The following is a 26,871-nucleotide window of genomic DNA, read 5'->3' on the forward strand; positions in this document are numbered from 1 at the left end:
ATGGCGAAAAGCATAGCGCAACGCGGCGGTAGCCGCCTCTATTCCAGCGAAATGATATTCGCCTGCATCGCGGTGGCTTTTGCCAGTGGCGGGCTGGATCTGCTCGTCACCAATTCGACGGGCGTAGTGGAGCGCATGAGTTCCGGCTCATCGAGCTGGACGGCGCGCCTGCTCGCCTTTCCAGCCTATCTTTATGTCTTCTACGCCATTTTGATGAATCCACGCCGTTACTGGAGCGGCTTGATGGCGACAGGATGGCTGGGTGTTCTGATCCTGATGGCGGCCGCATCGACGGTCTGGTCCATGGCGCCCATCGACACGTTGATACGGGCCGTTCTGCTACTCGCGATCAGCATGTTCTCGGTTGCCCTGGCCGTCCGTTTTCCCCGTGACCAATTGCTGCTGGTATTGGGGGGGGGCCTGCTCATCACCTTTTTGGCAGGCATGGTTGCACTCGTGGTCGCGCCGTCCATCGCCCAGCATCAGGATTCGCTAAAGCCCGCAATACGCGGCCTTTTTCTCCAGAAGAACATCACTGGCAGAACCTATGTCATCGGGGTGCTGATCGGCCTGGCGTTGATGTGGTCGCGGCGCGCGGTGATGCTGGGGCGGATCATGACGGCCTGCTTCATGGCCGGGATTTTTCTGTCCCTGTCGGCTTCGGCGCTCCTCAACATGATATGGGCTATCGCCTTCTTGCCGCTGGTTGCCCTTTACCGGCGCAGCCCGCGCATGGGCTTTTTGGTGACGGTGTTGCTGATAGCTTTCGCCGTCCTGTTCGTGATGAGCGGTGCGTTCGACTATCTTTATACCGAAACACTCGCTGCGCTGGGCAAGGATCCTACCCTCACGAACCGGACCTTTATCTGGGAAAAGTTGATCGAACGCCTTCGCGAAGGCGGCTGGATCCTGGGCTATGGTTATGACGGCTTCTGGAACTCGCCCAACGGCGCCGTGCTGACCTTCGACGCGCGATATTTTGTGCCCGGCCATGCGCATAACGGACTGATTCAGACGATTGTCGCATTTGGCGTCATTGGCGGCGGCCTGCTCATTATCGCCTATGCCGTCCTGCTGGTGCAGAAAATCCGCCTGACCAGCAACAACCCCGACCGGCTGGCCAGCTTCGACCTCACCTATGTGATTTACTTCTTCCTCGCCAACATGACCGAACAGTCGGTTATGGAGTATCAGAGCATGTTGTGGATTACCCTCGTCACGGTTGCCTGCCTCCCCAACGACAAGATCAATCCCTCGCGTCGACCGCTGATGGGCCGCGCGCCGAATCTCAAGGCAGCGGCCCAAGGCCGCCCCGACGACTCACCGGAGTTTTTGGCATGAACGATATAAGCACGCCGTTGTTTTCGGTCGTTATCCCGGCTTACAACCGCGCCCATTGCCTGAAGGAAACGATCCGCTCCGTTCAGGAACAATCTGTGCAGGATTTTGAGATCGTCATCGTCGATGATGGGTCGAAAGATGATACCCAAGCACTCATCGAAGGGCTGAGCGACCCGCGCATCCACTATGTTCGCCAGGACAATGCCGGTGCGAATGTGGCGCGCAACCACGGCATCCGCCTGGCTCGTGGGAAATATGTCGCCCTGCTCGATTCCGACGATCGTTTTCTGCCCCATCACCTTCAGTCGGCAGCCACGTTGCTGGGCGACGATCGGGCAGCCTATTTCGCACGCGTCATTGTTGACCGCGGCACGGAACAAACCTTCCTGAAGCCCCCCCGCGGACCGCGAAAGGGGGAGCCGCTGTCTGAGTATCTTTGCTGCGATATGGGATTCGTCCAGACAAGCACATTGGTACTGCCATTAGGCGTCGCCCAGTCCATTCCCTATCTCGAATGGCTCCCCTACGGTCAGGATGTCGACTATGCGTTGCGGCTTGCCCATGCTGGCATTCCTCTGCGCTATGCCGATCAGGCTGACGCGATCTGGGATGATGTACAATCCGGCAAGCGAATATCGTCGCAATCGCGTGGCACCGTGCGGGATCGCTGGGCTTCTGAGAATGCCGATCTGCTGACACAGCGCGCCAGACGCGGCTTCCGGGGATGGCGTTCCGCCAAAGCCTATGCCGAAGGAGGCCAATGGGTGAAGGGAGTCAGCTTGTCATTGAAGGCTACCGCATCGGGCGCCTACCCTGCCAAACATGCGGCGCGCGTATTTCTTCAGGTGGCCCTTGCTGGGGGGGCATATCAGAAGCTGGTAGGAACGGCGTTGAAATTGGCCGGAAAACGGCAATGATGCTCAGGCATTGGCCCAACTGCGTGGATAATATACCAGGGGTCCTGCTGCAAAAGCCTGATCATGGCCGCCTTGTTTCGTAGACTGCTCACGGCTGGCTCTGACGACAAGAACCGCTAATGTCGGTCCGCGATGCAATCGGAACGGAATCCGCTGTAGGTGCATAGTGCCTTAAAGCCGACGAATGCGGGGATTTTACGCTTGAGCGAGCGCACGTCATGCTGCAAAGCAACATGCATCTGAATTGGAGGCAGCACGCATGAAAATCACGATGATCGGCTCTGGCTATGTTGGGTTGGTGTCCGGGGCCTGTTTTGCCGATTTTGGGCATGATGTGGTGTGCGTGGACAAGGATGTCGGCAAGATCGACGCGCTCAAGGGCGGGCGGATTCCGATTTTCGAGCCGGGTCTGGATCATCTGGTGTCGAGCAATGTGGCAGCGGGGCGGCTGGCCTTCACCACCGACCTGGCGCAAGGGGTGGCGGGCGCGGATGCGGTGTTCATCGCGGTGGGCACGCCCTCGCGCCGGGGCGATGGGCATGCGGACCTGTCCTATGTCTATGCCGCGGCCGAAGAGATCGCCCGCAGCCTCACCGGCTTTACCGTCATCGTCAACAAGTCGACCGTGCCGGTGGGCACCGGGGACGAGGTGGAGCGGATCATCCGCGAGGCGAACCCCGACGCCCAGTTCGCGGTCGTCTCCAACCCCGAGTTCCTGCGCGAAGGCGCGGCGATCGACGATTTCAAGCGCCCCGACCGCATCGTCATCGGTGGCCATGACGAGCATGGACTTGAGGTGATGCGCCAGGTCTATCGCCCGTTGTCGCTCAACAAGGCGCCCCTGATCGAGATGACCCGCCGGGGCGCGGAACTGACCAAATATGCGGCCAACGCCTTCCTGGCGGTCAAGATCACCTTCATCAACGAGATTGCCGACCTGTGCGAGAAGGTCGGCGCGGACGTGCAGGAGGTTGCGCGCGGCATTGGCCTGGACGGCCGCATCGGCGCCAAGTTCCTGCACGCAGGGCCGGGCTATGGCGGCTCCTGCTTCCCCAAGGATACGCTGGCGCTGCTCAAGACCGCGCAGGATTTCGAGGCGCCCCAGCGGATCGTCGAGACGGTGGTCGCGGTCAACGACAACCGCAAGCGGGCGATGGGCCGCAAGGTCATCGCCGCAATGGGCGGCGATGTGCGTGGCAAGACCGTCGCGGTGCTGGGCCTGACCTTCAAGCCCAATACCGACGACATGCGCGACAGCCCGGCGATCGCGGTCGTCCAGACGCTGCAGGACGCAGGCGCAATCATCCGCGCCTATGATCCCGAAGGGCATGAGCAGGCGCAAAAAGTTCTGCCCGACATCACCTATTGCACCGGCGCCTATGATGCGATGGAAGGGTCCGACGGGCTGGTCATCGTCACCGAATGGGATGCGTTCCGCGCGCTCGACCTGCCCCGCGTGAAAAGTCTGTTGAGCCAGCCGGTGCTGGTCGACCTGCGCAACATCTATCCGCGCGAGATGGTCGAGAAGGCCGGCTTCACCTACCTCGCCGTCGGGCGCTGAGCATGGGCGATCCTGCCGCCAACGGCCCCATATTGGTCACGGGCACGGCCGGCTTTATCGGCCATGCCACCGCCCATCGCTTGCTGGAGCGGGGCGAGACCGTCATCGGTCTCGACAACGTCAATGACTATTACGACCCCTCGCTGAAAGAGGCGCGGCTCTCCACCTTCAACGGGCGGCGGGCTTTCAGCTTCCATCGCATGGACGTGTCCGATGCCGAGGGGGTCGCGACGCTGATTCGCGACAATGGCGTCAGGCGCGTCATCCACCTCGCCGCGCAGGCGGGCGTGCGCTACAGTATCGACAATCCCTTCGCCTATGAAAAGTCGAACCTGTTAGGGCATCTGGCGGTCATGGAGGCGTGCCGCCATGCCGACGATTTTGTCCATCTGGTCTATGCCTCTTCCAGTTCGGTCTATGGTGAAAAGCCGATGGGCGGCGCGGGCTTTACCGAGGAGGAGCCGGCCACCTCCCCCGTCTCGCTCTATGCCGCGACCAAGCGGTCGTGCGAATTGATGAGCGAGGCCTATGCCCGGCTCTATCGCTTTCCGCAGACGGGCCTGCGCTTCTTCACCGTCTATGGCCCCTGGGGCCGCCCGGACATGGCCTATTTCGGCTTCACCAACAAGATCATGCAGGGTGAGCCGATCGAGGTCTATGGGCAGGGCAAGATGGCCCGCGACTTCACCTATATCGACGATATCGTCGATGGCATCCTTGGCGCCCTCGACCATGTACCGGAACCAGGCACCCACCGCGTCCTCAACATCGGCGACAGCCACCCCGTCGGCCTGATGGAGATGATCGAGACGCTCGAAGCCGCCATCGGCAAGACCGCAACCAAGATCATGCGCCCCATGCAACCGGGCGACGTCACCGCAACCTATGCCGACGTCTCAAAACTCGCAGCCCTCACAGGGTACAAGCCAAAGGTCATGCTCCAGGAAGGACTACAGCGCTTCACACGATGGTATCACGAATATTATCCCAGTTGAGCAAGCGGGACGCGGACAAAAACAAAACAGGTGGCCCCGCTTAAAGCAGGACCACCCGATTTTGCGACCCGTAAGGGCTCTTATATCCCCTGCCCTTCGCGACGGGGGTATTTCCTAAGCGAACTGGGGTCAGCCAGCGCCGCCGCTAAGATAAGTGACCAATTCCGTCTTGCTGACGGCGGTGCTTTTGTCGGCGTCAGCGCTGGTAAAGGCACCGTTGGCCCAGGCCGTGACTTCGGCAGGCGGGAGGGTCTTGCCTGTCGCTTTCATCTCCTGATCCTTGAGCGCAACCATCCACTTTCCGAATTCCGCCTGATCGAGTTGGCCATCCTTGTTCGCGTCATAGGCCGGGAATTCGCTATCCACGATCGCGGCGACCGAATTGGCAGGATTTGCCGGTGCCGCTTGGGCGTCAGCAGGTGCTGCCTGGTCAGCCGGCGCTGCGGGCGTGGCCGACTGTGCGGCCGCTGCGGAAGGATCCTGTTGTGCCGGCGCCGCCGTCTGGGCAATGGCCGGGGCCGCAATCATCAGGGCAGTCGAACAAAGCAAGGTACGGATCATGGCAATCTCCTGTCACTTAAAAATATTTCTTTCGTGAGGCGCCTCATCCGCGCCCCACTGACAAAGTAATAATGATTGATTAGTTGGCGTTGTTCCAGAGCAGCAAAATCCGTAAACACGCCCTGCCATCGGATTTGGCTCGACTCATCGGTTAATTCTGGCCTTTTCGCGATGAATCGATGCCTTTTCCATTAACTATCACTCTTTCCTTTCCACCCTCTCATATTTGCCCCCGACGGCGCGGACTGCTAGGCGGCGCGCCAACATTCCACGCATGAAGCTCTAAGGATTCGCCCATGGTTCCGCGTTACGCCCGCCCCCAGATGACCGCTCTGTGGGAGCCTGAAGCGCGCTTTCGCATCTGGTTCGAGATCGAAGCCCATGCGACGCAGGCACTCGCCAACCTGGGCGTCGTGCCGCAAGCGGCGGCCAAGGCGCTGTGGGACTGGTGGGCGACCAACCCCGCGATCGACGTGCCCGCGATCGACGCGATCGAGGCCGTCACCAAGCATGACGTCATCGCCTTCCTGACCTGGGTCGCCGAGCAGGTCGGCGACGAAGCCCGCTTCATGCATCAGGGTATGACGTCGAGCGACGTGCTGGACACCTGCCTTGCCGTCCAGCTTGCCCGCGCATCCGACCTGCTGATCGAAGATCTGGACAAACTGCTTGAGGTCATCAAGCGTCGCGCGTTCGAGCACAAGCTGACTCCGACCATCGGTCGCAGCCATGGCATCCATGCCGAACCCGTCACCTTCGGCCTGAAAATGGCGGAGGCCTATGCCGAGTTCAGCCGCTGCAAGGCGCGCCTGATCGCCGCACGCGAGGAAGTCGCAACCTGCGCCATTTCCGGCGCGGTCGGCACCTTCGCCAATATCGACCCTCGCGTGGAAGACTATGTCGCGGAGAAGCTGGGCCTCGCCATCGAGCCCGTTTCGACCCAGGTCATCCCGCGTGACCGGCATGCGATGTTCTTCGCGACGCTGGGCGTCGTCGCCAGCTCGATCGAGCGGCTGTCGGTCGAGGTGCGCCATCTGCAACGCACCGAAGTGCTGGAGGCGGAGGAATATTTCTCGCCCGGCCAGAAGGGGTCGTCGGCGATGCCGCACAAGCGCAATCCGGTGCTGACCGAAAATCTGACCGGCCTTGCCCGCATGGTCCGCAGCTATGCCATGCCCGCGATGGAGAATGTCGCGCTGTGGCATGAACGAGACATCAGCCATTCGTCGGTCGAACGCTATATCGGCCCCGACGCCACCATCACGCTGGATTTCGCGCTGGGTCGCCTGACCGGCGTTATCGACAAGTTGCTCGTCTACCCTGAGCGGATGTTGAAGAACCTCAACAAGATGGGCGGCCTTGTCCATTCGCAGCGGGTGCTGCTGGCGCTGACGCAGGCGGGCGTGAGCCGCGAGGACAGCTATCGTTATGTTCAGCGCAACGCGATGAAAGTGTGGGAATCCGACGGCCAATTGTCGCTGCTGGAATTGTTGAAGGCCGATACCGACGTGACGGCGGCACTGACGCCCGCGCAGATTGAGGAGAAGTTCGACCTCGATTATCACTTCCGTCAGGTCGACACGATTTTTGCTCGGGTATTCGGGGCGGCATAAGGTCGGTTTTTGAGCGGGTTGGCGGGGCTTCCGCCGCCCGCCAAAATCGCCTAAGCCTATATTTTGCCCCGACCGCAGCAAGAGGATAGCCGATGCAATTCCTGAAAACGGCCTTCTGGGTTATCCTGGCAGTAGCGATTGCCCTGTTCTGCAAGGCCAATAACCGGCCGATGGAAATCAAGATCTGGGGCGACATCGTCTGGGAAACCCGGATTTGGTTCCCGATCCTGTTGGCCTTTCTGTTGGGCGCATTGCCGCTCTGGCTGGTCGGACGCGCGACGAAATGGCGATTGAAGCGCAAGTTGGACAGTGTCGAGAAGGCACTGGTGGCCGCGACTGTCACACCCGTTACATCTACCTCTCCGGCCACGCCGGGCCTGACCTCAGCCGATCCGGCTGCGGCGCCCGCACCAGACTCCCTCTTCCCCAACGCTTTTGCGGATAAGCCATGAGCAGCCCAGTTTACGTCGCCATCGACACGCCCGATCTGGCGAAAGCGCAAGCGCTTGCCGCGCAGGTCCGCCATCATGTGGGCGGGCTGAAGCTGGGACTGGAGTTCTTCTGCGCCAACGGTCACCATGGCGTTCACGAAATGATGAATTTCGGCTTGCCGATCTTCCTCGATCTAAAGCTGCACGACATTCCCAATACCGTCGCAAAGGCTGTGCAGGCACTGCATTTGCTGGAGCCGGCAATCCTGACCGTTCACGCGGCGGGTGGCCGGGCCATGCTGGAAGATGCCAAGGCGGCGGCGGGCGCGAAGACCAAGGTCGTTGCGGTTACGGTGCTGACCAGTCTGGATGATGGCGACCTGACGGACATAGGAATCAGTGGAAAAGCCTATGATCAGGTCGCGCGGCTTGCGGATCTGGCGCAGAATGCAGGCCTTGACGGCATCGTTTGCTCTGGCGCGGAAGTCGCGGCGGCCAAGGCAGCCTGGCGCGATGGTTTCTTCGTCGTGCCGGGGGTGCGCCCCGCTGGTGGTGCCATGGGCGACCAGAAACGTGCGGTAACGCCGCGCGAAGCGCTGGACCGCGGCGCGTCGATCCTGGTGGTGGGACGACCGATCAGCACGGCCCCGGACCCGGACCTCGCAGCACGCGAGATCGAAGCGACGCTTTAGAGCATCGTGCGAAAAAGTGGGAACCGGTTTTTCGCAAAAAACGATGCGACAACAAAGAACTGGAGCAAGGCCTCCCACGTCGGATTTAACGCAGCTTGCTCTAGGTTCGTCGGTAAAGGAAAAGGGAGCCAGTTTGCACCGGCTCCCCCTTATCATCAGAAACGATAGCCGACGCTGGCAACCACTTGATGCCGGTCGGTGTCGATGTCGAATTCGCTGCTGGTGGCACCGTCCATATAATCGATATGCGCGCTGTCGTACTTCGAATAGCGATATTCGACCTTGGCGAAGCTGTTGGTGCCGATGGCGCGCTCGACGCCGCCGCCTACCCTCCAGCCGTCCAGCTTGAACGACTCGTCGGTCTGCTGATTAGTGTTGCCGGCCAGAACGCCCAGTTTCTGGTTGGTGTAGCCGCCCTTCACGTACAACAGGGTCGCAGGATTGACCAGGAAGCCAGCGCGAGCGCCAACATAGAGGTCGCGTCCTGCCTTTACCCGACCGAAGCCGAACTGGTCAGTGGGATCGAAGCGACCACTTTTTGCGGTAGAATCGGTAATTTCACCCTCAACCCCGACAACCGCGCTGCCCAGATTGATGTCATAACCGGCGCCGACACCATAAAGCAGGCCGTCGATCGACTGATCGTCGCGACCATTCTGGTTGTCGGCGTCGCTGCCGGCGCCAATGTGATCGTAGCCCAATATGGCTTCGACGCGGGGGCCGGTGAAGGTCGGGGTGGTGTCCTGCGCCAGCGCCGGAGTGGCGATTGCAGTGCCCGTCAGAAGGGCCGCGACCATGATCTTTTTCATACAAACTCCATTCGTCATTCTTCCCCTGTGTGGGGATGACGTTGAAGTCCGGACAAACCCGTTTGTTTCATGAACCTAGGATAAACAAGGACTTATGTGGCAGATTTGTCACGAATAAGGGCAGCTCGTCGTGATGCCGTTGGCTTTTGGGGATGAGCAGACAGGGAAAAAGATCAGCACTCCACCACGTTGACGGCCAGCCCTCCCAGACTGGTTTCCTTGTAGCGGCTGGCCATATCCTCGCCGGTCTGGCGCATGGTTTCGATGACCGCGTCCAGGCTGACGATATGGCGCCCATCGCCCTGAAGCGCCAGATAGGCAGCATTGATCGCCTTAACCGCGCCCATCGTGTTGCGTTCGATGCAGGGAATCTGGACAAGCCCGCCAATGGGATCGCAGGTGAGGCCCAGATTATGCTCCATGCCGATCTCAGCGGCATTTTCGACCTGTTGATTGGTGCCGCCCAGCACGGCGGCAAGCGCGGCGGCGGCCATGGAGCAGGCGACCCCCACCTCGCCCTGGCAGCCCATTTCCGCGGCAGAGATGGACGCACGCTTCTTGTAGAGGAAACCGATGGCGGCGGCGGTATAAAGGAAGGTCCGCTCCCCTTCCCGGTCTGCGCCGGGCACGAAGCGGCGATAATAGCGCAACACCGCCGGAATGACGCCCGCCGCACCGTTAGTAGGGGCGGTGACGACCCGACCACCCGCCGCATTCTCCTCATTCACCGCCAACGCGAAGAGGCTGACCCACTCAAACACCTGCGCAGGCGCTGGAACGTCCTGCGACGCACGCAAACGCGCATGAATGGCGCGGGCGCGACGGCGAACCTTAAGGCCGCCGGGCAGCAAGCCTTCCTGCTTCATGCCCCGATCGATGGACTCGCTCATGGCGTCGATCACGCGATCGAGGAAGGCATCGGTTTCCGCCTGCGCGCGCCAAGCCCCCTCGTTCCGTTGAACGATCGTGCCGATACACAGACCCGTTTCCTCACCCATAGCGAGCATTTCCGCGCCAGAAGAAAACGGGTATGGCTGCACGATATTGTGGCCCAGCGGTGTATTCGGGTCGATCCCCTCCACGCTGCCGGGCAGGACCGCGCCGCCGCCAATGGAATAATAGTCGCGCACGATGGGTTCGTCCGCACCCTCGAACCAGGCGGAAAAACGCATCCCGTTGGAATGCGCCTCCAGAAACTCGCCCATGTGGAAGAGCAGATCGCGCGATTCGACAAAGGGGATGATGTCGCCGCGATAACGGATCTGCTCATCATGGCGGATCGTCGCCAATATGTCCGTCACCGCGTCAGGGTCGACCGTTTCAGGGCGATAGCCCGACAGGCCAAGCAGAATGGCGGCGTCGGTGGCATGCCCCTTTCCGGTCAGCGCCAGCGAGCCATAAAGGTCGCATTGCACGCGTGCGGGCGTACCGGAAAGCTGCTCCATGAACATGAGCGCAGCACGCATCGGCCCGACCGTATGCGAGCTGGAGGGACCGATGCCGATGGTGAACAGGTCCATGACGCTAATCGCCGTCCCTGTGTCTATCCGCGATTTCTGACGCCTCTCGGTCAAGATCAATAATCCTTCGATACCCGAACGTTGGCGCTTTGCCGCCCCAGAGTGGAGATAGCGCCGAGCAGCGAAAGCCAGCGCGTCACCTGATACTCCATGCGGGTAGCGGAATAGCCCTGCCCGTCGGTGATGAGTTCGACATAGGTTTTGCGCGTCAGATATTTGCCCGCCGCAATCGACGTGCCTTGATTCTGGGTCGGATCGGCGGCGATGATACGCAGGCGATCCAGCCCCGCTGCCTTGCGCACGGCATTGATCGGGTCCAGCCCATCGCCACCCTGTAACGCCCCGACAGCCGAAGCAAGCTGAAGCGCTTCGGGCGCGGACAGATTGGTGATCGACGTGCCAAAAAGCAGACGCGAGAGCAGTTCATCCTCCGGCAGCGCGGGAATGCTGGTGAAGGTGATTTCGGGCTTCAGGCCCGTGCCGCCGACGCGAATAGTGGCGCTGAGGTTGCTGATATTGGCCTCCGCCTCGATATCCAGCGTCGGGTTGGTGGGTGTGCGACCATCAAACACGATCTTGCCCTCCCGCAGATCGAAGCGCCTGCCTGCGAACTCATAGCCACCGCGCACCAGGTCGGCGGTGCCCGCAATAGCCGGATTGGTGACGGTCCCGCCAATGTCGAGATTGGCGCGCCATTCGCTGTCGAGGCCCAGGCCTGTCACGGTCACACGGTTGCGGGCACGGGCCTTGATCGCCAACGCCCAGGGCGCGGATGTTATGGGGCGTTCAAACTCCTCGCCCCGGCGGTTGACCTCCTTCACTTTCAGTTCGGGCAGTTGCGCAACTGCGGCAGCGCGGCCCAGTGTGAAGCGGCTCTTGTTCAGGACCAGATCGCCACCGATCGTGCCACCGACACCGTCGGATTTCAGGGAAATGGGGCCGGTGACGGTGGCGGCGATATCGTCCCGCTCCAGCAGGGCGGCATTGTCCGCCTGGAAAGCCAGATCCATGCCAACGCCCTTTATCCCGCCCAGGTCGAAACGCCCGGCGCCGGTCACGCTGCCGCCATTTTGCGCCTGGCCTGAGAAACTGTTGATGACGAGTTGAGGCCCGGAAAAGCGCCCTCGCGCCTTGACGTTGTGCAGGCGCATGCCGGTGATCGGACTGTTGATAGACGCAGCATCGGTTGCCAGCGCGCCGCTGATGACCGGGTTGGCGAGTGTCCCCCGCGCATCGGCTGAGACGGCGACGGGCCCCGCGATGTCGACAATCTCCACCCCCGTCAGGCGCCAGAGCGTGTCGGCAGTGCCATTATAGCGTAGCTGGGCAAAGAGCGGTGCGTTTTCGATGCGGGAGAGGAAGCCCCCCTGCCCCAGCGGGGTCAGCAGCGCCTGCCCGCGGCCGATGGTCTGCCCCTCGCTAACGAACAACATCCGTGCGGCGAGGCGGTCGGGGGTGAGCGCGGCGTTAAGACCGATATCAACAGGTCGCGAACTAAGCGACAGACCAGAGCGGGAAAGACCGCGCAGGCGCAACTCCGCACTGCCCGTTGGTACGCCGTCGCGCGGAAGCGCATAGGTCAGCGATCCGGTCGCCATGCCGCCAAGACCCAGATTATCATAGGCTATGTCGAGCAGGGACAGCGGCATCTTGTTCAGGCGCAGGTCGATCTGTGTCGTTTCCTCGCCCAATTGCCCCGCAAGCTGGGCAGAACCGCCACTAAAGCTGATGGTTGCGGGTGACAGCCGCCAACCATCCCCCGCCCGGGTCAACAGCGCCGAACGGACGATGCGAATGGGGCGCTTGTCGATCGTGCCACTGGCCGAGAGGCGGATGCGGTCAGGTTCCACCTGCGCCTCACCCTGAAGATCGAAGAGGCGACCGCGTTGGCCGCTAAGGCTGGCGCGAACCTTGCCTCGCCCATCCTTGAGATCGGCGTTGAGCGCCATGCGGCCAAGACGGATGCCGCCGACACGCAAACCCCGCGCCTCGGCAACAGCGTTGATCGACGACCCTGCGGGATCGAGCGTGATGGTGGCGTCCAGCTTTCCGTTCCGCACGTCGATCCGTGTCGGGCCATCGAACCCCGCATCGCGTGCGGTGAGCGCCAGGATGACCTGTTGGAGGGTGTTGACGGGACGCAACGCGACCGTGCCGGTAACAGGACCAGTGACGTTCAGCACGCCGTCCAGGCCGCCCGTCACCGGGCGAATGTCACCGCTGGCGATCACGTTCGACACGGCAAGGCGGGCGACGCGGACAATGGCCTGACCGCCCTGTGGCAACAGGATTTGTCCGTTGCCGGTGAAGGGGCCGAGCGTCGATCCCCCATTAGCCGTGAAGGCATAGCCGACCGCATCGGGATCAAGCAGTACATGCACATCGCGCAGGCCCAGCGCATCCATGGGACGCAACAGACGCAGATCGACCTTGGGCCGCTCTATATTCCCATCCAGCGTCAGGCTGACCGGGCCATATTGGGCATGGCGACCGCTGCCTTCGAGATGGAGGGTGCCATCGCGATGCCGCACGCCTTTGGCTGAAAGCGTCAGCGCCGGCGCGGTAAGGCGCAGGTTGGTAAGGGCAAGTTGCTGGTCCGGTCGCAACGAGAGATCCGTGCGTATCGTGGGCAGGCCGCCGCCCAGCGTGCGAAGAAAGTCATTGTCCAACCGTCGCACCCGCGCCTCCGCCTGGCCGCTAAGGCCAAAGCTGCCGCCCGGACCGGGCACGGCACGTAGTTTCGAGTTGATATCGACGATACCCAGACCCCGGATCAGCAGGCCCTGAATTGCGCCGGTCAGGCCGAAATCATAGCGGCCGGTGCGAAGGTCGGCGAGCATCACCAACTGCCCGCGCAGCTTGTCGGAGCGAACCTGCATCGGATTGCTGACGATCTGCTGCCCCTTTAATTGCAGCACACCGTCCAGCGCGAAGTTGCGGAAAATGCCGGTGACGAGTTCGCCCTGTCCATCAAGGCGGCTGGCGCGCAGGCGAACGGGAATGAGCGCGGCACCGTTGGGTGCGCGATGGCCCTTTCCATCAGCGCGCACATCGCTGATGAGCGCCTTGTCGAACGCCAGTTGCTTTGCCGTCAGCAGATATTCGTAGCCCAGGCTCTCAATCGCCCCGTCGAGTCGAATGCGGGCGGCGATGTCACGCCCGCGCATGGTCTTGAGCAATGCCTGAGGCCGAGCCAGCTTCAATTCGACCAGCACATTGTCGAGCGCATTGTGACGCAGGTCGATCGCGCCATCGGCAGTCAGGTCAATCGCGGGCGAACGGATCGCCAGCTTGCCGTCGATGATCCGGTTTTCAAGAGTGCCGCTGGCGCTGAGGTCAAGCCGTGGCGCCGAAAGGCGCTGGATCAGCCCATTGCCCGCGATCGCCGCGCCCTGAAGCGAGCCATTGGCGGTATATGTGCCGCTGCGCGCGGTAAGACCAAGGGCGAGAACTGGCTGCGCATCGAGCGTAGCGGCAAGCGTGCCATCCCATCGGGTCCATGTGCCCTTACCCTTCACCCGCAGGTTAGCGTCTTGTCTGGTCCCTGCCATGGCCGCCAGAACGCCGCCCGCCGGCGCATTGACGGTCACGTCCACGTCGAAGCGATCGACATCCGGGCGACTGTCGAGCGCCAGTTGCAGAGCATCCTGCCCATCGAGCACGCGCGCCGACAGGTCGATGATCGCGCGGCCAGCGCGGATGTCGGCATCACCCAGAAGCGTCGCGACCTGCTGCCGTCCGGTGATACCCGGCGCGATCGTCAGCCTGCCAACCGAAAATTGCATCAGGCGAATGTCGAAATCGGGGAGGATAGGTCCCTGTCGCTGTGTGGGCTTGAGCTTTGGCAGAGCGTGCAGCGTAGCGGCGGGAATGACCAGCCGATCAATATCCAGCCGGTTGGAGAGCCAGGCGAAGGGGAACCAGTCCAGTTCGACGCGTGGCGCCGACAGAAAACGCCCATTGGGGTCCGACAACATAAGGCCGTGCAGGACCGCCTTTCGATAAATGCTGCCGTCAATCCGGTCGACATGGATACGCAGGCCTGATTCCGGGGCGATGCGCGCAACACGCGACACGAGGAAACGATGCCCCGGCGCGGTGTCCAGCCAGGCGAGCGCGCCGCCGACGATCAATATCGCCGTCAGGACCAATCCTAGCAACCAGCGCTGCCACCGCCCATCCCAGGCGCGACGGCGTGGCGGTGTCGGGGCGACGTCTTCGCCCGGCACGGGTGTTTCATCCGCCATCAGAAGGCCTGCCCCAGCGACACATAGACGGCAATGCGCGGATCGCCGGGCTGCGGATTGATGGGCGTGCCGACATCGACGCGGATGGGGCCGAAATTGCTGTAATAGCGCACGCCAACGCCCGCCCCGATCCGAAGATCCTGAAAGCGCGGCACGAAGCTGGTGGAGATGTTGCCCGCATCGACGAAGGGCACAACGCCGAAATTGCCAAAGCGCACCCGCGCCTCCAGCGAAAATTCCGCCAGGCTCTTGCCGCCGATGGGATCGTTGTTGCTGTCGCGCGGACCAATCGCCTGATAGCTATAGCCGCGCACCGATCCACCACCACCGGCATAATAGCGGCGCGATGGTGCGATGGCGCTGACGTCCGCCCCCAGGATGGTCCCAAAACGCGCGCGGGAGGCGAGGACGACGCGCTCACCCACAGGTTGATAGATGCTGCCATCCACTTGCGCCCGCGCATAGCCGAAGGTGCCGTTCTGGAACGACAGTTCGGGACTGACCCGGCCGCTCAGACGGAAGCCCGTCGACGGATTCAACAGATCGTCGCTGCCATCATAGGTAAGGCCAAGCGGCAGGGCCGCGATGAAGAAAGTACGACGCCCGCCCACAATCTTGCTGAAGCTGTCAGCTTCGTCCGATGCCACCAGCTCCGCGCCGATGCGCCACACCCATTTCTTTTGGAAGATGATGTTCGTCTGCCGTTCCAGCCCGCCCGACAAGGTTATGGTGCGCGCATCATAAGCGTCGCGCTTGATATTGCTGATCGAGAGCAGGCCGGTCAGGACATTGTCGCGGCGCATGAAATTGCTGCGGCGATAGGTGGCGGAGGCAGTCTGCTCCTGCGTACCCAATACGCCGCGCAGCGTCACCGCGCCTTCGGGTGGCAGCAGGTTGCGATGCTGCCAACTGACCTCCGCACGATAGCCCTCACCCGTGCCATAGCCCAGTTCGCCCGCAATGGTCCGCAGCGGCGCCGGACGCGTATCGACAGCCAGGTCGACATGGGTACCATCGCCCGCGTCGCGCGGCACCAGCGTGACGGAGGAAACAAGGCCGGTGGCGACCAGCGCGCGGCGCAAATCCTCCACATCAGAGGCCATATAGGTGTCGCCGGATTTGAATCGGGCAATCCGCTGGACATGGCCCGCACTGAACAATTCATCATTGGCCATGACGATCTGGCCGAAAGTACGGAAGCCGCCGGGCGTTACGACGATATCCAGGTCGCCCTTGCGCTCCTCATGATCGACGCGAACCTCAGGTTCGTCCACCTTGGCGAAAGGAAAACCGTTTTCTCCCAGTGCGATCGCGAGCGTATTTTGCGCGCCCAATATCTTGTCTGCATCGATCGGGTCGCCCACGGCCACCGGGAACGCCTTTCGCAACACAGGCTGGTTGTCACCCGTGTCCGCCAACCCTTCCAGATCGACCGAGGCGAGGGAATATCGCGTACCCGGCTGGATGTCGAAGCTGACCGCCAGACGATCGCTGCCCGCAGGGGGCGCCGCAACGAGGCCGCGCACCCGCGCGGCATAATAGCCCTTGGCCCGCAGCAGGCGATCGAGCAGGTCGCTGTCTTCCTTGATACGCCGGTTGATCTGCGCTAGGTTGGCGACCTTTCCCTCCCCTTGCTTCAACACCGACAGGTCGCTGAACCGGGTATTGAACACATCATCCGCGATGCCGTCCAGGCCCGAAAGCGTCACCGTGTAACGCCGCTCCTCACCGGTATCGGTAAAGCTGGCCGCCGGATCCACTATTGTCGGCGCGATATCCGGGGCAATTGCCTGCGTGTCAGTCGCATCATCGTTCACATCCTGCGGATCGGATGGAATGGGCACCACGCTGTCGGGCTGCCCCATGTCGGGCCACGCAATGCCGATATCGGGCATGGGATCGAGCGGACTATCAAGTGGCGTATCGCCGGGTGAAACGGTGCCGGGCGGAACGATAACTGAGCGGACGGTAACGGGCGGTGTCGCCCCGCTCCCCCCTTGCCTGCCCCCCCCCTGCCAGGCCAGAACAGACACGGGCGCAAACGCCAACGGAGACAGGATGAAGCATATAGCAACATTGCGGCCAGGCAGCGGACGGCCAAAGAGACGGCGGCAAGTCCGCGAACCGTAGGTCATGTCCGCCTGTCTAAACCAGAAAAGGCCGGGCGCGCCAGCCATGATCGGCAGATGGCCGACCAAATCGCGACACCGGACGATGGCTTTTTCAGAAAGCCATGTGGAGCCGGTCCATCAGCATACGCGCCGGGCTGGCTTCGGGCGCGGGACGGCGACGCGCAGCGATCAACATCCGGTCCTGAAGCCGGGCGACGCGATCATAAAGTTCCTCGCTCCCATCCACCAGCGCACGGACGGCGAAGGGGAAGTCCGCGACTTGCGCACGATCACTGACGCTGGCCGGGCCGAGGCTGTATTTCTCGCTCAGCAAATCGGACTCGTCGATCTCTCCACGCTGGAAAGCCCGCTGGCTGAGAAGCCAGGCAATGATGTGCATGAGCCGGGTCGTGACCTTCAGCGATTCGCAGGTGAAGGCGATGCGCTGCAGCGGATCATCAAACCCCTGCTCCACCGCCAAACTGGTATCGAAATAGCTACGGGCTTCATCCGCCATGACCATCGCCTCAACATAAAGGCTGTCGACAAGACGCCGATGAAGACTTGAATCGAAGGGTGAAGTCGAACGCATGTGCTCTGCTGCCACAGCCACCACGTCTTGTCAGGGCCGTTAACCCTTTTACCTTTAACTGTCCCAAAGCGGGAAGTGCAGCAGGCCGCGAATCCAGCGCAGGCCGCGGTCGATCGGGGGCCGATCAGGCGATGATGTCGGGCACCAGTTGATCTTCCAGGATCGCTATTTCATCGCGCAGGCGCAGCTTGCGCTTCTTGAGCCGTGCCAGTTGCATCTGATCCCCGGTGCCCCCGTCAATCAGCGCCGCGATCGCACCGTCAAGGTCGCGATGCTCCACTCGCAGCAGTTCCAGTCGGCGCATGATATCTTCGGTACTCACCGCCAATCCGTCTCCACTTAAACGCCCCATCAGGCTTCGTCAGATGCGCTGTATTCGGTGATGATAGCGAGGCGGGGCCAAGCGAGCCATCGCAAATTCACGGGGGATCGTCGCAACACCATAATCATGGCGAGACAGGACCGATGATTCGTGATCTACTCGATCATCCATTACCCTCGTAAGGAGAATGTCATGGAAAATAGCCACGTTTCTGCGCTTTCGGCCAAACATGCCGGACTCGACGCCCGTATCAAGGCGGAGACGAGTCGGCCCCTTCCCGACGCGATTTTGGTCGCATCCCTCAAGAAGCAGAAATTGCGGTTGAAGGAAGAGATACGCGGGCCGAATTAGGCGTCGCGCCTCCCGCAGGACGAAGATGACAGCCCTGTCCGTTGGCCGGGGCTGTCAGCGACGCTTGGTAAGCGGGCGCAGATAATCGGGCAACTGCGCTTCCGATCGTTTGGTCCCAACCGGCTTGCGCGCCAATTGCGGGTCGATCAGTTCGTCGAAAGCGACGCCGATCCTGTCCGCCTGCGCCCAGGCGACCCGGCCTGTAACCAGACCCACCCCCCGTAGTTCAACGACAATCCGCGCACCTCTGGCGATCGGCCGTTCGCAATCGGCCATCAATCCGACGGCGGAGAGATTACGCACCCGTGCCTTGCCGAGGCTGATGCCTTCCGCTGTCGTGATATTTGTCAGCAGAAACAGGCTGTCGCGCGGCGCGGTACGCGCCGGACCGCGATCCGCCATAAAATCCTGTGACTCATCCATCTCGCGCGACCCATTTCCAATGCAGCTTCTATGCATTGGCGATGCCACAGGCGGATGGAGAAAGTGTTAATCGTCGCGCGAAACCTTTTCCTGCCGCTCGTGGCGCTCCTGCGCTTCTACAGTCATGGTCGCAATTGGGCGGGCTTCAAGGCGACCAAGCGAGATCGGCTCACCGGTTACTTCACAATAGCCATATTCACCATCCTCGATCCGGCGGAGCGCCGAATCGATCTTGGAAATGAGCTTGCGCTGGCGATCGCGGGTGCGCAGTTCGATCGACCAGTCGCTTTCGCTCGACGCGCGATCGTTAAGGTCAGGCTCTCGCAGTGGCTCGTTCTGGAGAACGGCAAGCGTGACCTCAGCTTCTGCCAAAATCTGCTTTTTCCAGGCCCACAGCCGCTGCCGAAAATATTCCAGCTGGCGGGGGTTCATGAAAGCCTCGTCTGCCGAGGGCTTATAATCCTGGGGTAGTTCGACGATCGACTTGGACGCGATTTCCTTGCCTTTTTCGGCATTGACGTCTTTGTCGGCATTGACGAGCGATGCCATCTGGCTCTCCGAACTCGAAGGCAACGGTCGCTGGAAGTTCCCGGTGCCGTGACTATTGTTGAGCGGGCCTATAGCCAGCCCGGGGAGGCGACACAAGCGGGCATTGCGCCCAAACCGAACGAACCGCAGATGGCGAGAGGATGGATCGAAGGGCGGATTGCGAATCAATCATTCTTCAGCCCTCGCCAGATCTCCCTCAGAGCCCGGCAATGACGCGCCACCGTCGTGCAACTCTTTACTTAGGCCGATCGAGCCGTTTCATAATGGGACGTTAACCATGAGCGTTCAGCAGTCATGGATATTTCACTCGACGCGGGACAAGCATTCAGGGTTAACGGCATTGCAGTTAACGCTTTATTTTGCGTTCCTCGCGATAGGGAATGTCCGGTTGCCGTTACGTCGCCAATAGTTGGGTGAAGCAGCCAGACAAAATAACAAGAGTGGATCCTATGTCGGTTCGGATGGCTTTGGCAAAATTATGTGCGGCCACATGCGGCGGCGCCATCATTGGCGGCGGCGCGGTGCATATGGCGGACAGCCCTCGCCCGGCGATCATCCACTCGACCAAGAGCGTCAAGGCGACCTATCCGAAGAAGCGCTACGCCGTGCGGACGGTCAAGCGCCGCGTCGTGCGAACCGTGACAAGCTGCGCGCCCTCGACCGTGACCGTCGCGACTCAGGCGGCTCCCATCCCCATGCCCGCGCCGATGATGGCGCCTGAAATCCCGATGTCGGGCGGCGGCGGCGCCGTACCCATCGTGATGGGTGGCAGCGGCGGCTTTGGCGGCGGCGGTTTCGTCGGCGGGTTCTTCGGCGGTGGGGGCGGCGGCAGCGGTGGCGGCAGCGTGGTCATCTCCTCGACCAGCAGTTCCACCGGCGGCATCAGCTCTTCGACCAGTTCGACCTCGGGGGGCGTATCCACTTCAACGGGCGGTGTTTCGACGTCAACCTCGACCGGGGGCGTTTCGACATCCACCGGCGGCGTATCCACCTCAACCGGCGGTGTTTCGACCTCCAGTGGCAACGTCTCGACATCGAGCGGCAATGTCTCAACCTCTTCCGGGGTCAGCACCAGCTCTTCGACCAGTTCCTCATCTTCCACTTCCTCGTCCAGCTCTTCATCCACCAGCTCCAGCACGTCCTCGTCCACATCGAGCAGCAGTTCGGGCGGCAGCACCAGCACCGGTGGAACCGACGTGCCCGCGCCGCCGATGGTCCTGCTGTTCGGTGCGGCGGCCGCAGCGCTGGTCGCACGGCGCAGGTTTGCCGACCGGGCAAAGAAGAACGACGCGGCCTGATCCTTCGAATCGGTTGCTGATATGAAAAAGGGCGGCCCCGATCAGCCGGGTCCGCCCTTTTCTTTTCAGACTGACCGCTAGCCGGTCAGGCCTCGGCGATAATCTTCTCAATCTCTGGCACCGGATGATTGGCGAGATCCTTGGCGATCTCTCCCACCAGCCGATCCTGCACGGTCCTATGATAATATTTGCGCATCTCACCCAGCGTAGGGGGCGGCGCAACGATGATGAGCTTTTCAAAATCATTCGCGAGCGCGCGCCGCTTGAGCATATCCGCAGCCTCTACCGCAAAGCGATGCTCCTCAAGATCGTGGAAGTTGACCTGTTCCACCGCGCTCTGGCGGCTGCCCATGGGGGATGAAGCGCGCCCAGCCGCGTCGGAGGCCTGATCGCGGTCGGCGGGATTCTCCTGATGCCGCACCGTTTCCGCCTCCAACTGGGGGAAGGCTCGGTCGCCCTTGTTGCGGAAGACAAGTATCTTTCGGCCGTCCGCCACCATCACCAGCGCGTCATGGTCTATATGCATCGCCTTCTCCTTTTTGCTGTGAAGGGGTAACGGACGGGCGGACGCCGGGTTGCATCGGGCCGGGTTACATCGGGTCGCGCAAGCCATGCTTGCAAGGGAAAGCGCCGACCGGCATAGGGCAGCGATGCACGATATCCGCTTCATCCGAGACAATCCGCAGGCCTTTGACGCAGGGCTGGCCCGCAGGGGCGCCGCGCCATTGAGCGCCGATATAGTGGCGCTGGACGCCAGAAAGCGGGCCATCGCCACCGAGTTGCAGCAAGGCCAGGCCCGCCGCAACGAAGCGAGCAAGGCGATCGGGCAGGCGATGGCGGCCAAGGACATGGTGCTGGCCGACAGCATCAAGGCCGAGGTCGCGGCGCTGAAGGAAAAGCTGCCCGCGCTGGAAACCCAGGATCGGGAGACGAGCGAGGCGCTGGACGCCCTGCTGGCGGCCATCCCCAACCTGCCCGCCGATGATGTGCCAGAAGGCGCGGACGAAGCCGGCAATGTAGAGGTTGCCCGCTGGGGCGAGGCCCGCTCGTTCAATTTCACGCCGCAGGACCATGCCGATTTCGGCCCGGCGCTGGGAATGGATTTTGAGAGCGGCGCGACCCTGTCCGGCGCGCGCTTTACCGCGCTGCGCGGCCAGATGGCGAAGCTGCACCGCGCGCTGGCGCAATATATGCTCGACCGGCAGACCAGCGCGAATGGCTATGAAGAAGTCAACCCGCCGTTGCTGGTGCGCGACGAGGCGCTGTTCGGCACCGGGCAGTTGCCCAAATTCGCTGAGGATTTGTTCCGCACTACCGATGGTCGCTGGCTGATACCCACCGCCGAAGTCAGCCTGACAAACCTCGTCCGCGAGCAGATATTGGCGACCGACAGCCTGCCGCTGCGTTTCACCGCGCTGACCCCCTGTTTCCGGTCGGAAGCGGGATCGGCGGGGCGCGATACCCGCGGGTTCATCCGCCAGCATCAGTTTGAGAAGGTCGAACTGGTCGCGATCTGTACGCCCGAGGAATCGGCGGCCGAGCATGAACGGATGTGCGCAGCGGCCGAGGGCATATTGCAGGCGCTGGGCCTGCCCTATCGCAAGATGCTGCTATGCACCGGCGACATGGGCTTTTCGGCGCAAAAGACCTTCGATCTGGAAGTGTGGCTACCCAGCCAGCAGACCTATCGCGAGATCAGCTCCGTTTCCAACTGCGGTGATTTTCAGGCGCGGCGGATGAATGCGCGCTATCGGCCGGAGGGGGAGAAGGCGACGCGCTTCCTGCATACGCTCAACGGGTCCGGACTCGCCGTGGGACGGACGCTGGTCGCCGTGCTGGAAAATTACCAGCAGGAGGATGGCAGCGTGATCGTGCCAGAGGCGCTGGGGCCGTATATGGGTGGGTTGACGCGTTTGACGCCGCGCTGACCCGCTCGAACGAACGGAATGAGGACTCCATGCGTATCCTGCTGACCAATGACGATGGCGTGTTCGCGCCGGGCCTGAAGGTACTGGAGGCAATCGCGCGGACATTGTCCGATGATATCTGGATCGTCGCGCCGCATGACGAACAGTCCGGCGCGGGCCACAGCTTGACGCTGACCCGCCCCTTGCGCGTCCGCAAACATGGCGAGCAGCATTACAGCGTCACAGGCACGCCGACCGATGCGGTGATGATGGCGGTCGGGCATCTGATGAAAGACACGCCCCCTGACCTGATCCTGTCCGGCGTCAATCGCGGGGCAAATCTGGCCGAAGACGTCACCTATTCGGGCACGGTGTCCGCCGCGATGGAGGGCGCCATTTCCGGCATCCGTTCGATCGCGCTCAGTCAGGTCTATGCGCGGGAGGGGATGGGCGACGCGGTGCCCTTTGCCGCTGCACAGGCGTGGGGCGAACGCGTGCTGCGACCGCTGATCGCGCTGCCGCATGAGCGCCGCCTGTTGTTCAACGTCAACTTCCCGGCGATCGAACCCGACGCGATCAAGGGCGTGAAGGTCGTGCGGCAGGGCTTCCACGACGTCGATCGCACCCGAATCGTCGAGCAGACCGATCCGCGCGGCTATCGTTATTACTGGTTCGGCCTTGGTCCCAGCGACGCGATGCCCGAAGGGAGCGACCTGGCCGCAATCGCGCAAGGCTATGTGACCGTGACGCCCCTGCATTACGATCTGACGCAGGATTCGGCGATGGCCTCGACAACAGCGGCTTTCGCACAATAGAACAACACCGGGCGCAAGGGTGAGGTGATCGGCCTGCCGGGCGATAGCGGTTATGCCACACACCCAAGCTACATTTCGAATTGCGAAAGGACCGCGCGCCCGTGAACCCCCTCACCCAGTTGCCCGGTCAGCCATGAGGATCGATAATCGCCCATCCCCTGCCCCCATGGCGGGGCTGTTGCGGCGGCGGTCGTCCATGCCGATGTGGATGGATCTGGCGTGGAGGGTGGGATTGGTCGTTGGCCTTATCTCGCTGGTGCTGTTGCTCCACTGGGTCGGACGCGACGGGTTGCGCGATAATCTGGACAATCAGATCAGCTTTATCGACGTCCTCTATTTTACCACCGTAACGGTTACGACGGTGGGCTATGGCGACATCGTGCCGGTGTCGCCCGAAGCCCGGCTGTTCGAGGCGCTGTTGGTGACGCCGATTCGGCTGTTCGTCTGGATCATTTTCCTCGGCACCGCCTATAACCTCTTTCTCCGCAACATCCTCTACAGGTGGCGCATGGCCCGTATTCAAGCCGATTTGCACAATCATATCGTCGTCACCGGATTCGGCACCAGCGGGTCCGAAGCGGTCCACGAACTGCTGGCGCGCGGCACCGACCCGAGCGAAATCGTCGTGATCGACCCGAGTGAACGCGCGCTGGGCGAGGCCGAGACGCTGGGATGCAACATATTATGCGGCGATTCGACGCGCGATCGCACGCTGAAGGACGTGCAGATCCATCGTGCCCGGTCGATGATCGTATCGGCGGGACGGGACGACACCTCGATCCTCATCACCCTGACCGCCCGCCACCTGGCCCCGCGCATGCCGATCAGCATTGTGGTACGGAACGAGGATAATGAATTGCCTGCGCGGCAGGCGGGCGCAACCACGGTCATCAATCCCGTCAGCTTTGCCGGACTGCTGCTGGCTGGCAGTACGACGGGGCCGCATATTGCCGATTATATGGCGGATCTGGCAGCTTCCGGGGGGCGGGTAAAGCTCAACGAGCGCGGCGTCCTTCCGCAAGAAATTGGCGGTCCGCTGTCCGCCATTGCGACGGGCCTGGGCGTGCGCATCTATCGCGAGAATAGCCCGATCGGCTTTTGGGAAGAGGGCGCCAAGGCGCTCCAGACCGGCGACAAGATCGTAGAGATCGTCGCGGGAAATGGCTCGAACGAGCCTCGGACGGACGAGACATAACGACCCGCCGAACGCCTGCGTGACATTTGCCGCATAAATCCCTATGTGCGCGGCAATCATGGCAACGATATTTCCCGAACCGCCGAAAGTCGGCATGGTGTCGCTCGGCTGTCCCAAGGCTCTTGTGGACAGCGAACGCATCCTTACGAAGCTGCGCTCCGATGGCTATCAGATGTCCGCCGACTATGCCGGCGCCGACGTCGTGCTGGTCAACACCTGCGGCTTTCTCGATTCCGCCAAGGAAGAATCGCTGGAGGCCATCGGCGAAGCGATCGCTGAAAATGGCCGTGTCATCGTCACCGGCTGCATGGGCAATGAGGCGGAATTGATCCGCGCGCGCTTCCCGAGCGTGCTGGCTGTCACCGGCGCGCATCAATATGAGCAGGTCGTCAATGCGGTGCATGAGGCATCGCCGCCCGTGCCCAACGCGTTTATCGACCTGGTGCCCGAGGGCGGGCTGAAGCTGACGCCGCGCCACTATAGCTATTTGAAGATTTCCGAAGGCTGCAACCATCGCTGCTCCTTCTGCATCATCCCCTCGATTCGTGGCGACCTGGTGTCGCGGCGCATCGACGCGGTGTTGCGTGAGGCGGAGAAGCTGGTGCATGCGGGCACGAAAGAATTGCTGGTTATCAGCCAGGATACTTCGGCCTATGGCGTCGATACAAAGCACGAATCGCGCCAGTGGAAGGGCCGTGATGTACGTGCGCACATGACCGACATGGCGCGCGAACTGGGGCAGTTGCGGACCGCCGAAGGGCGTGCCCCCTGGGTGCGGCTGCACTATGTCTATCCCTATCCCCACGTCGATCAGGTCATCCCGCTGATGGCCGACGGATTGCTGACCCCCTATCTGGACATTCCGTTTCAGCATGCCAGCCCCAAGGTCTTGAAGCTGATGAAGCGTCCGGCCAATGAGGCCAAGGTGCTGGATCGCATCCACAAATGGCGGGGCATTTGCCCGGACCTGACAATCCGCTCCAGCTTCGTCGTCGGTTTCCCGGGCGAGACGGAAGAGGATTTCCAGTATCTGCTCGACTGGCTGGATGAGGCGCAACTCGATCGCGTGGGCGCCTTCCGGTTCGAGGCTGTCGAAGGCGCGGCGGCCAACGCCCTGCCCGACGCTGTGCCCGAAGAGGTCAAGGAAGAACGCTATCAGCGGATCATGGAGCGCACCGCCGCCATTTCCGCTGCCAAGCTGACCGCCAAGGTCGGCCGCACCCTGCCCGTCATCCTGGACGAAGTGGGCGACCCTGACGAGGAAGATGGCAGCATCGGCGGCACCGCTCGTAGTCAGGCCGACGCGCCGGAGATCGACGGCAACGTCTTCCTGCGTGATCTGCCTGCGGGGCTAAAGGCAGGCGATATTGTGGACGTTGTGATCGAGGATGCGGACGATCATGACCTCTATGGCGTGCCTGTGGCGGCATAAGCTGCGCTCAGCAGAATCGAGTCACCGTGCCGCGATGAAGCCGTCCTGATACTCGGTCTTGATCGCCGCGCGCATGGCGGCATCAACGGGCAGCACCACATCGTAGCTGCCCTCCGAATAGGGGCCAGCGCTATAGGGCGCAACGACGACGGTGACAGCGTCGATCAACTTGCTATCCTTTGACGTGGGCACCAGCACCTCTTTCATCGGGTCGATGCACTTGGTGAAATCATCATCGCCACGCACCACCGGCGCACCGCGCTTTTCCGCACGCTCCTTGTCCAGAGCGGCGCAGAATTGGTCATGAATCGCGGCGGCGAAAGCGTCGGATGAGGTCATCACCATGGCCATATTGGTTTCACGGTTCCGTGCCTTGTCCCACAATAGAGGCTCATAGCCGGTCATGCCGTGTGCGCCGCCCGTGAAGACATAGGTTTGTGATTCGAGCGACAGAAAGCGCGGCGTGTCCGCTTTCACGCTCCAGCGCGTTTCCAAACTATAGGTGCGGAAGGGAAAGCCAGCCTGCTTCGCCGATTTCGCATCGTTCTGGGCCATCTTGAGCGCATCGGTCTTTGCCGCCGTCATCGCCTTGTCGAATTTCGTCACCAGCGCGGGTACGGCCGCCGCCTGGGCCGGATAGGCATACAGAAATTCTAGCAGATCGGTCTTTTCGCTCTGCACGAACGCCTTGGCCGACGACGCGGGCAATGGCGTACCCGCCATTCGCTCGGCAAAGCGGGCGGCTACGGCATTGGTCGTGGCATTACCCTCAACCGCCTGATTATCCGGCTCGTTCGAACAGGCCGATACAATCAGGATCGCGACCAGCGCCGGCGACGCCTTTCCTATTCTGGCCCACGCCAGACCATCCCTGCCCTGCATCAATGCGCGGTCGCAACCTGACACCGTTCGCTCAACGCCTTGCGAGCAAAGCTGCTTTCCAGCGCACGGGCGGCATTGGGCCAGCCTTCGGCGATCAGCGCGCGCTCCACCGCATGGGCATTTTCGAATTTTCCACTGTCGGCCAATATATAGGCGCGGTCACGCGCAGCCTGAAGACCGCGATCATTCTGGTGAAACATGGCTCACTCTCCTTATGCTCTATGCATTACAAGCTAGTCCTCCACAGGCACACATGCAAATGGCGCGCGCGGTGAATTGAAAGGACCAAGCGACGAAAAAGGCTGTT

The 26,871-nt window shown here is 61.9% G+C and carries 25 protein-coding genes and 1 pseudogene; 13 read left to right on the forward strand and 13 right to left on the reverse strand.

Annotation, left to right across the window (positions count from 1 at the left end):
• The 4 genes from WFR25_RS20175 to WFR25_RS20190 all read left to right on the forward strand — a co-directional run bounded on the left by WFR25_RS20175 (position 1) and on the right by WFR25_RS20190 (position 4,814).
• Positions 1-1,341 (forward strand): O-antigen ligase family protein, encoded by a 1,341-nt coding sequence (locus tag WFR25_RS20175; protein WP_336973165.1) that lies wholly within the window; start codon positions 1-3, stop codon positions 1,339-1,341.
• Entirely contained in the window at positions 1,338-2,258 is a 921-nt protein-coding gene (locus WFR25_RS20180; RefSeq protein WP_336973167.1) for a glycosyltransferase family 2 protein, read from the forward strand. Before WFR25_RS20175 ends, WFR25_RS20180 begins: the two co-directional genes overlap by 4 nt.
• Positions 2,259-2,517: 259 nt before the next feature.
• Complete coding sequence (locus WFR25_RS20185; protein ID WP_336973169.1) at positions 2,518-3,819, forward strand: UDP-glucose dehydrogenase family protein; 1,302 nt, start codon at positions 2,518-2,520, stop codon at positions 3,817-3,819.
• A gap of 2 nt (positions 3,820-3,821) precedes the next feature.
• The gene (locus WFR25_RS20190) at positions 3,822-4,814 is read left to right on the forward strand and encodes an NAD-dependent epimerase/dehydratase family protein (protein WP_336973171.1); all 993 of its coding nucleotides are present in this window, start codon (positions 3,822-3,824) and stop codon (positions 4,812-4,814) included.
• Positions 4,815-4,943: 129 nt separating this feature from the next.
• On the opposite strand, the gene WFR25_RS20195 is transcribed toward WFR25_RS20190, so the two are convergent.
• Entirely contained in the window at positions 4,944-5,375 is a 432-nt protein-coding gene (locus WFR25_RS20195; protein WP_336973174.1) for an EF-hand domain-containing protein, read from the reverse strand.
• 296 nt (positions 5,376-5,671) lie between these two features.
• Here WFR25_RS20195 and purB point away from each other — a divergent pair, with 296 nt between their 5' ends.
• The 3 genes from purB (at position 5,672) to pyrF (ending at position 8,111) form a co-directional block, all read left to right on the forward strand.
• A complete protein-coding gene (gene purB / locus WFR25_RS20200; protein WP_336973176.1) occupies positions 5,672-6,988 on the forward strand; it encodes an adenylosuccinate lyase in 1,317 nt (438 codons plus the stop codon).
• A 92-nt stretch (positions 6,989-7,080) separates the two neighbouring features.
• On the forward strand, positions 7,081-7,440 hold the full coding sequence (locus WFR25_RS20205; protein ID WP_336973178.1) for a hypothetical protein: 360 nt from the start codon (positions 7,081-7,083) through the stop codon (positions 7,438-7,440).
• Positions 7,437-8,111, forward strand: a complete 675-nt coding sequence (gene pyrF, locus WFR25_RS20210; RefSeq protein ID WP_336973181.1) for an orotidine-5'-phosphate decarboxylase — start codon at positions 7,437-7,439, stop codon at positions 8,109-8,111. The genes WFR25_RS20205 and pyrF overlap by 4 nt, the downstream gene beginning before the upstream one ends.
• Positions 8,112-8,266: 155 nt before the next feature.
• On the opposite strand, the gene WFR25_RS20215 is transcribed toward pyrF, so the two are convergent.
• The 6 genes from WFR25_RS20215 to WFR25_RS20240 form a co-directional block, all read right to left on the reverse strand.
• Positions 8,267-8,920, reverse strand: a complete 654-nt coding sequence (locus WFR25_RS20215) for an outer membrane protein (protein ID WP_336973182.1) — start codon at positions 8,918-8,920, stop codon at positions 8,267-8,269.
• Between the two features lie 173 nt (positions 8,921-9,093).
• Positions 9,094-10,440: an L-serine ammonia-lyase gene (locus tag WFR25_RS20220; protein WP_336974983.1), complete on the reverse strand. Its 1,347-nt coding sequence runs from the start codon at positions 10,438-10,440 to the stop codon at positions 9,094-9,096.
• 56 nt (positions 10,441-10,496) lie between these two features.
• On the reverse strand, positions 10,497-14,687 hold the full coding sequence (locus tag WFR25_RS20225) for a translocation/assembly module TamB domain-containing protein (protein WP_336973183.1): 4,191 nt from the start codon (positions 14,685-14,687) through the stop codon (positions 10,497-10,499).
• A complete protein-coding gene (locus WFR25_RS20230) occupies positions 14,687-16,822 on the reverse strand; it encodes an autotransporter assembly complex protein TamA (RefSeq protein WP_419723175.1) in 2,136 nt (711 codons plus the stop codon). The genes WFR25_RS20225 and WFR25_RS20230 overlap by 1 nt, the downstream gene beginning before the upstream one ends.
• A gap of 88 nt (positions 16,823-16,910) precedes the next feature.
• Positions 16,911-17,390, reverse strand: coding sequence for a DUF1465 family protein (locus WFR25_RS20235; RefSeq protein ID WP_336973184.1), 480 nt, complete (start codon positions 17,388-17,390; stop codon positions 16,911-16,913).
• Positions 17,391-17,514: 124 nt separating this feature from the next.
• The gene (locus tag WFR25_RS20240; RefSeq protein WP_336974985.1) at positions 17,515-17,694 is read right to left on the reverse strand and encodes a YdcH family protein; all 180 of its coding nucleotides are present in this window, start codon (positions 17,692-17,694) and stop codon (positions 17,515-17,517) included.
• A 210-nt stretch (positions 17,695-17,904) separates the two neighbouring features.
• Here WFR25_RS20240 and WFR25_RS20245 point away from each other — a divergent pair, with 210 nt between their 5' ends.
• Entirely contained in the window at positions 17,905-18,063 is a 159-nt protein-coding gene (locus WFR25_RS20245) for a YdcH family protein (protein WP_336973185.1), read from the forward strand.
• 54 nt (positions 18,064-18,117) lie between these two features.
• Here the strand turns inward: WFR25_RS20245 and WFR25_RS20250 are convergent, their stop codons facing one another.
• The 4 genes from WFR25_RS20250 to WFR25_RS20265 all read right to left on the reverse strand — a co-directional run bounded on the left by WFR25_RS20250 (position 18,118) and on the right by WFR25_RS20265 (position 20,859).
• The gene (locus WFR25_RS20250) at positions 18,118-18,486 is read right to left on the reverse strand and encodes a PilZ domain-containing protein (RefSeq protein ID WP_336973187.1); all 369 of its coding nucleotides are present in this window, start codon (positions 18,484-18,486) and stop codon (positions 18,118-18,120) included.
• A 66-nt stretch (positions 18,487-18,552) separates the two neighbouring features.
• Positions 18,553-19,035 carry an RNA polymerase-binding protein DksA gene (gene dksA / locus WFR25_RS20255; protein ID WP_336973190.1) on the reverse strand — a complete coding sequence of 161 codons (483 nt, stop codon included), beginning with the start codon at positions 19,033-19,035 and terminating at the stop codon, positions 18,553-18,555.
• A 676-nt stretch (positions 19,036-19,711) separates the two neighbouring features.
• Complete coding sequence (locus WFR25_RS20260) at positions 19,712-20,212, reverse strand: hypothetical protein (protein WP_336973193.1); 501 nt, start codon at positions 20,210-20,212, stop codon at positions 19,712-19,714.
• 206 nt (positions 20,213-20,418) lie between these two features.
• Positions 20,419-20,859: a host attachment family protein gene (locus WFR25_RS20265; RefSeq protein WP_336973195.1), complete on the reverse strand. Its 441-nt coding sequence runs from the start codon at positions 20,857-20,859 to the stop codon at positions 20,419-20,421.
• Between the two features lie 124 nt (positions 20,860-20,983).
• On the opposite strand from WFR25_RS20265, the gene serS reads away from it, so the two are divergent.
• The 5 genes and pseudogenes from serS to rimO all read left to right on the forward strand — a co-directional run bounded on the left by serS (position 20,984) and on the right by rimO (position 25,682).
• Complete coding sequence (serS, locus tag WFR25_RS20270; RefSeq protein WP_336973196.1) at positions 20,984-22,261, forward strand: serine--tRNA ligase; 1,278 nt, start codon at positions 20,984-20,986, stop codon at positions 22,259-22,261.
• A 29-nt stretch (positions 22,262-22,290) separates the two neighbouring features.
• On the forward strand, positions 22,291-23,055 hold the full coding sequence (gene surE, locus WFR25_RS20275; protein ID WP_336973197.1) for a 5'/3'-nucleotidase SurE: 765 nt from the start codon (positions 22,291-22,293) through the stop codon (positions 23,053-23,055).
• 15 nt (positions 23,056-23,070) lie between these two features.
• Positions 23,071-23,192: pseudogene (locus WFR25_RS20280) on the forward strand (M23 family metallopeptidase); the annotation flags it as partial.
• Positions 23,193-23,257: 65 nt separating this feature from the next.
• Positions 23,258-24,250, forward strand: coding sequence for a potassium channel family protein (locus tag WFR25_RS20285; RefSeq protein WP_419723218.1), 993 nt, complete (start codon positions 23,258-23,260; stop codon positions 24,248-24,250).
• A 43-nt stretch (positions 24,251-24,293) separates the two neighbouring features.
• On the forward strand, positions 24,294-25,682 hold the full coding sequence (gene rimO, locus WFR25_RS20290; RefSeq protein ID WP_336973200.1) for a 30S ribosomal protein S12 methylthiotransferase RimO: 1,389 nt from the start codon (positions 24,294-24,296) through the stop codon (positions 25,680-25,682).
• 21 nt (positions 25,683-25,703) lie between these two features.
• Here rimO and WFR25_RS20295 read toward each other — a convergent pair whose 3' ends face one another.
• Both WFR25_RS20295 and WFR25_RS20300 read right to left on the reverse strand, forming a co-directional pair.
• Positions 25,704-26,564 (reverse strand): DUF4163 domain-containing protein, encoded by an 861-nt coding sequence (locus tag WFR25_RS20295; protein WP_336973201.1) that lies wholly within the window; start codon positions 26,562-26,564, stop codon positions 25,704-25,706.
• The gene (locus WFR25_RS20300; protein WP_336973202.1) at positions 26,564-26,764 is read right to left on the reverse strand and encodes a hypothetical protein; all 201 of its coding nucleotides are present in this window, start codon (positions 26,762-26,764) and stop codon (positions 26,564-26,566) included. The genes WFR25_RS20295 and WFR25_RS20300 overlap by 1 nt, the downstream gene beginning before the upstream one ends.
• Positions 26,765-26,871: the final 107 nt, after the last annotated feature.

The sequence above is a fragment of the Sphingobium aromaticiconvertens genome (assembly GCF_037154075.1).
In the GTDB taxonomy this organism is placed as follows: domain Bacteria; phylum Pseudomonadota; class Alphaproteobacteria; order Sphingomonadales; family Sphingomonadaceae; genus Sphingobium; species Sphingobium aromaticiconvertens.